This window comes from Vibrio injensis (genome assembly GCF_001895205.1).
Taxonomy (GTDB): domain Bacteria; phylum Pseudomonadota; class Gammaproteobacteria; order Enterobacterales; family Vibrionaceae; genus Vibrio; species Vibrio injensis.
In genome coordinates this window covers 1-4,091 of record NZ_BDJF01000014.1, presented here as the reverse complement: position 1 = coordinate 4,091, position 4,091 = coordinate 1, and the positions used below count along the sequence as shown (strand labels likewise).

Here is a 4,091-nt window from a genome sequence, read left to right as displayed (position 1 = left end):
AGTAAGGCAATAATGTCTTAAATTAGTTGATGATCCTAAGAATATTTCCAATAAAATCATCTAGTTGTAATAAAACATAACAAACGGTTCAAGAGGGACAACCAACGCGTGGCATTTTTACTATGCGTTGGTTTTTGTGGTTACGGTGTTATGCGGAAGCTTGGTAGTAGCGTTGGTTGCCCCTTAACCGGGCGTTATGTTTTCGGGATAACTTGAGGAACAGAAATGGATTTCATTTGGTTGGTTTTAGCTTTGGGCGCGGCTGCAACATTCTACTATTTCGTATCATATTCGAAGCCACAGGATGATGATTGGCACAAATTACCGACACTTGAGGATTATTTGATAAAGCATCCCGAATGTAAAACGGCAGATTCAGAAAGTGCGAAATGCTTTAGTTGTGGTTCAGATAAAGTGATTTTTCAACCATTAACAGCTCATGCAGATCATCGTTATAAACATATTTGCTTATCTTGCAAAAAAACACTTTTTAGAAGTAAGGCAATAATGTCTTAAATCAGTTGATGATCCTGAGAGTATTTTCAATAAAATCAGATAGTTGTAATAAAACATAACAAACGGTTCAAGAGGGACAACCAACGCGTGGCATTTTTACTATGCGTTGGTTTTTGTGGTTACGGTGTTATGCGGAAGCTTGGTAGTAGCGTTGGTTGCCCCTTAACCGGGCGTTATATTTTTATGAGCCTTGATGCATTCTATTTGATGGTCTATCTTAAATTTGCTTATCTCAAGTTGGCTATGAGAACAGATAAGTAGGCTTATCATTCATGAAAAAGGTATATAATATGGCTTATGCACAATGGATTAGCATCACAATCGAACCTAAAAATTATGACGTCACTATCAAAAATATTCATAGTGATTGGGGCAAATTTTATCAAGGAAGTAAAGATAACGAAATTTCTCCGGAAGATATTGATGGCCGAGTCGTAAAAGCCGGTGAAAAATTCACGATATCTTCATGTGGTCGTTCAGATGCCGCTTCTGGAACAGAAGGTTCTTTCGATATATATCGAGATGACACGCACGTAGGTAACTACTACTGGGATTGTCCATGGGGAAGCAAGAAAAATACATCGACTTGGACAAATGATAACTCTAATTTTATAACTCAAGTAACGGGTGGTAATCTAGACAGTGGTGCGATCGGTAACGTAAGTATAGTTTCCGTATATATAGGCTGATCATCTGTTCATTTCTAGCATTTGAAGGCTCGATATATGTCGAGTCTTCTTTATTTCAGAGTATAAATATAACAAACGGTTCAAGAGGGACAGCCAACGCGTGGCGTTTTTATTATGCGTTGGTTTTTGTGGTTACGGTGTTATGCGGAAGCTTGGTAGTGGCGTTGTCTGCCCCTTAACCGGGCGTTAGCTTGCTAAAGGCTAGCAATACTAGCCTAAACTTGCCCTAATATCTGAAATGGTGATAAATAGCTTATTTTCTGCATCTTGAAATGCCTTAAAACCATAGCGTTCATAGAAATGTTTAGCGCCATCTTTTGCGTCAACAATAACAACGGGGAATGCCACGCTATCACTAGCGGCTAATAGTTTTCGTAGAGCATCGATAAGTAACCACTCGCCAAATCCTTTACCTTTATAGCGCTCATCGATAGCTAAGCGAGCAATGAGTCCGCCAGACGTTGATGACTGATGCTTTTTCTGTAACTTATCGGGTAATGCTTTTAGGTCAATGGGTGTCATTGTTAAAGTGTAAAAACCGATGATAAGTGAGGTGTTATTTTCATCCTCTAAAACAAATGTTCGGGTATTATCTTTTTTAGCTTGCTGACTTGCCATGACTTTCAAATAGTTATTAAGCGCATCAATTCCGCAGTTGAATCGGTTTCTATCGTGTTTATCTTTATCGAGTAATACCGTTTTCATCATTGGTTTTTGGTCTCGTAGCGTTCGGCGGCAGTTTTAAGCTTTTGATTTAATGTTGTTGGTTTATCGAGAGCTTCCATAAGTAAAATGGCGTCTGCTTGGCTTAATTTTAGTGTTTGCTCACGTTCAATCACTTGTTTTGCTTTTTCGATTGCAGCATTGAGTACAAATGAGTTAATACTAGACATGCCAGCGAGAGCGGCGGCTTTGGTTAATAAGTTTTGCGTATCAACATCAACTCTCGCAGTGATACGAGGTAAAGTGGTAGCCATAATGTGTTCTCCTTTGTGTCAAAATGTCACATCTTTATTATGGTGTTTAAATATACAAAAAGCAATCATTGTGTCACTTTGGCACGCAAGCTAACAAACAATTCAAGCAGACCCTCAACGCGTGGCATTTTTGTTTTGCGTTGAGTTTAGTGTTTACGGTGTAATACGGGAAGTTGGTAGTTGCGTTTCGGGCTACTTAATTGGGCGTTAGGTTTTCAGGGGGAATTATGGAATTACTTTTTGAAATTATCAAAACATTAGGCGGTGCATCAGCTCTAATAGCAATAATAGTGTATTGCTGTAAGTTGGTTATCGACACTTCAATTAAAAAATCATTGGAAGAATTTAAATCTGAACTTGCTTTTGAACAAAAGAAGCGTGAACAAGCCGCTTTGGTTGCGGAAGCCATAGCAGAATGGGTTGTACACCCAACAGAAGTTGATGACATTAAACAATTACAAAAACTGGTTTGGGAGGCAACACTTTGGCTTCCTGATGATTTAGCCAAAAACTTTAACGATATGCTCGCACATAAAGAAAAAACAGCTAAAGAAATGCTTGTTGATGTTAAATCTCATATTTGGCAAAAACCTACAACTTTAAAGCCAGACGATATTGTGCATTTCGAGGTGCGCAAGAAAACCTAACAAACGCTTCAAGAGGGACAGCCAACGCGCGGCATTTTTATTATGCGTTGGTTTTTGTGATTACGGTGTTATGCGGAAGTTTAGTAGTAGCGTTGGCTGCCCCTTAAGCGGGCGTTATGTGCTTTCGGAAAACGGTCAAAAGTAGTATAGAATCAGGTGTTTAAACTATTGGAAAGCAATCATGCCTAAAGTCGTCCAACAGCAAATTGGCAATATCGCCCTTGTCGTCGAAAACTACGATGATGCCATTGATTTCTATACTAAAAAGCTTCAGTTTTCGCTAGTTGAAGATACCGATTTAGGTGGCGGTAAGCGATGGGTTCAAATTTCACCACCCAATTCGAATGGGACAAATTTACTGTTAGCTCAAGCGAGCACAGATGAACAAACTCAGTTTATCGGTAATCAAACTGGCGGTAGAGTTTTCTTATTTCTACAAACGAATGACTTTTGGCGAGATTATGAGTTGATGAAAGAGAATGGTGTTGTTTTCAACGAAGCGCCACGAATTGAAGCGTATGGAACGGTTGTAGTATTTCAGGATCTTTATGGAAATAAGTGGGATTTGTTGCAATTAAGCAGCGATCATCGTTAGTACGCACATAACAAACGGTTCAAGAGGGACAACCAACGCGTGGCATTTTTATTATGCGTTGGTTTTTGTGGTTACAGTGTTATGCGGAAGCTTGGTAGTGGCGTTGGTTGCCCCTTAACCGGGCGTTAGGCTCAAAGAGGTTAATATGATATCAACAGTTGGTCTTAAAGCAGTGGCAGTTTTAGAGGGGAGTAAAGGTTTACTCTCTCTTATCGTTGCTATTGGTTTGCATTTCCTTGTTGGTGATAACTTGCAAGAATTAGCTGAATCGATAGTAAAACATGCTCATTTAAATCCAGCGAGTCACTTGCCGAATGTTTTTATAACAGCAATCAGTGATATTTCAAATATTAATATAAGTATCATTGCGTTAGGTGCATTAGCGTACTCATTAATTCGTTTTGTCGAAGCGTATGGTTTATGGAAATCATATGGCTGGACAAAATGGTTTGCTTTGTTGAGTGGAGCAGTTTATTTACCTTTCGAAGTGTATGGAATCATTGTTCGTCCAAGTATTTTAGGGGCAAGTGTTTTCGTTCTAAACATCATTGTGGTGGCTTACATGGCTAGAGTTGTGTTGTTAAAAAACGAGTTAAAACAATAGGCAAGTGATTTGAGCCTAACAAGAGACTATGGCGTCAAGAGTTAATTTTTGGCGCTGTTTGCA

Annotated in this window: 7 protein-coding genes; 5 read left to right on the top strand and 2 right to left on the bottom strand. The window is 39.1% G+C overall.

Annotation, left to right across the window (positions count from 1 at the left end; all coding sequences use genetic code 11):
* Positions 1–225 precede the first annotated feature (225 nt).
* Both BSR11_RS05060 and BSR11_RS05050 read left to right on the top strand, forming a co-directional pair.
* Positions 226–516, top strand: a complete 291-nt coding sequence (locus tag BSR11_RS05060; protein ID WP_072669383.1) for a hypothetical protein — start codon at positions 226–228, stop codon at positions 514–516.
* Positions 517–806: 290 nt separating this feature from the next.
* On the top strand, positions 807–1,205 hold the full coding sequence (locus BSR11_RS05050) for an aegerolysin family protein (RefSeq protein ID WP_072669385.1): 399 nt from the start codon (positions 807–809) through the stop codon (positions 1,203–1,205).
* A 210-nt stretch (positions 1,206–1,415) separates the two neighbouring features.
* Here the strand turns inward: BSR11_RS05050 and BSR11_RS05040 are convergent, their stop codons facing one another.
* Together BSR11_RS05040 and BSR11_RS05035 are read right to left on the bottom strand one after the other, a co-directional pair.
* The gene (locus BSR11_RS05040) at positions 1,416–1,913 is read right to left on the bottom strand and encodes a GNAT family N-acetyltransferase (protein ID WP_010319335.1); all 498 of its coding nucleotides are present in this window, start codon (positions 1,911–1,913) and stop codon (positions 1,416–1,418) included.
* Positions 1,910–2,182: a type II toxin-antitoxin system TacA family antitoxin gene (locus BSR11_RS05035; protein WP_004394087.1), complete on the bottom strand. Its 273-nt coding sequence runs from the start codon at positions 2,180–2,182 to the stop codon at positions 1,910–1,912. The genes BSR11_RS05040 and BSR11_RS05035 overlap by 4 nt, the downstream gene beginning before the upstream one ends.
* Before the next feature lie 227 nt (positions 2,183–2,409).
* Here BSR11_RS05035 and BSR11_RS05030 point away from each other — a divergent pair, with 227 nt between their 5' ends.
* The 3 genes from BSR11_RS05030 (at position 2,410) to BSR11_RS05015 (ending at position 4,028) form a co-directional block, all read left to right on the top strand.
* Positions 2,410–2,829 carry a hypothetical protein gene (locus BSR11_RS05030; protein WP_072669381.1) on the top strand — a complete coding sequence of 140 codons (420 nt, stop codon included), beginning with the start codon at positions 2,410–2,412 and terminating at the stop codon, positions 2,827–2,829.
* A gap of 181 nt (positions 2,830–3,010) precedes the next feature.
* Entirely contained in the window at positions 3,011–3,424 is a 414-nt protein-coding gene (locus BSR11_RS05025) for a VOC family protein (protein WP_072669380.1), read from the top strand.
* 145 nt (positions 3,425–3,569) lie between these two features.
* Positions 3,570–4,028, top strand: a complete 459-nt coding sequence (locus tag BSR11_RS05015) for a DUF2127 domain-containing protein (RefSeq protein ID WP_072669379.1) — start codon at positions 3,570–3,572, stop codon at positions 4,026–4,028.
* Positions 4,029–4,091: the final 63 nt, after the last annotated feature.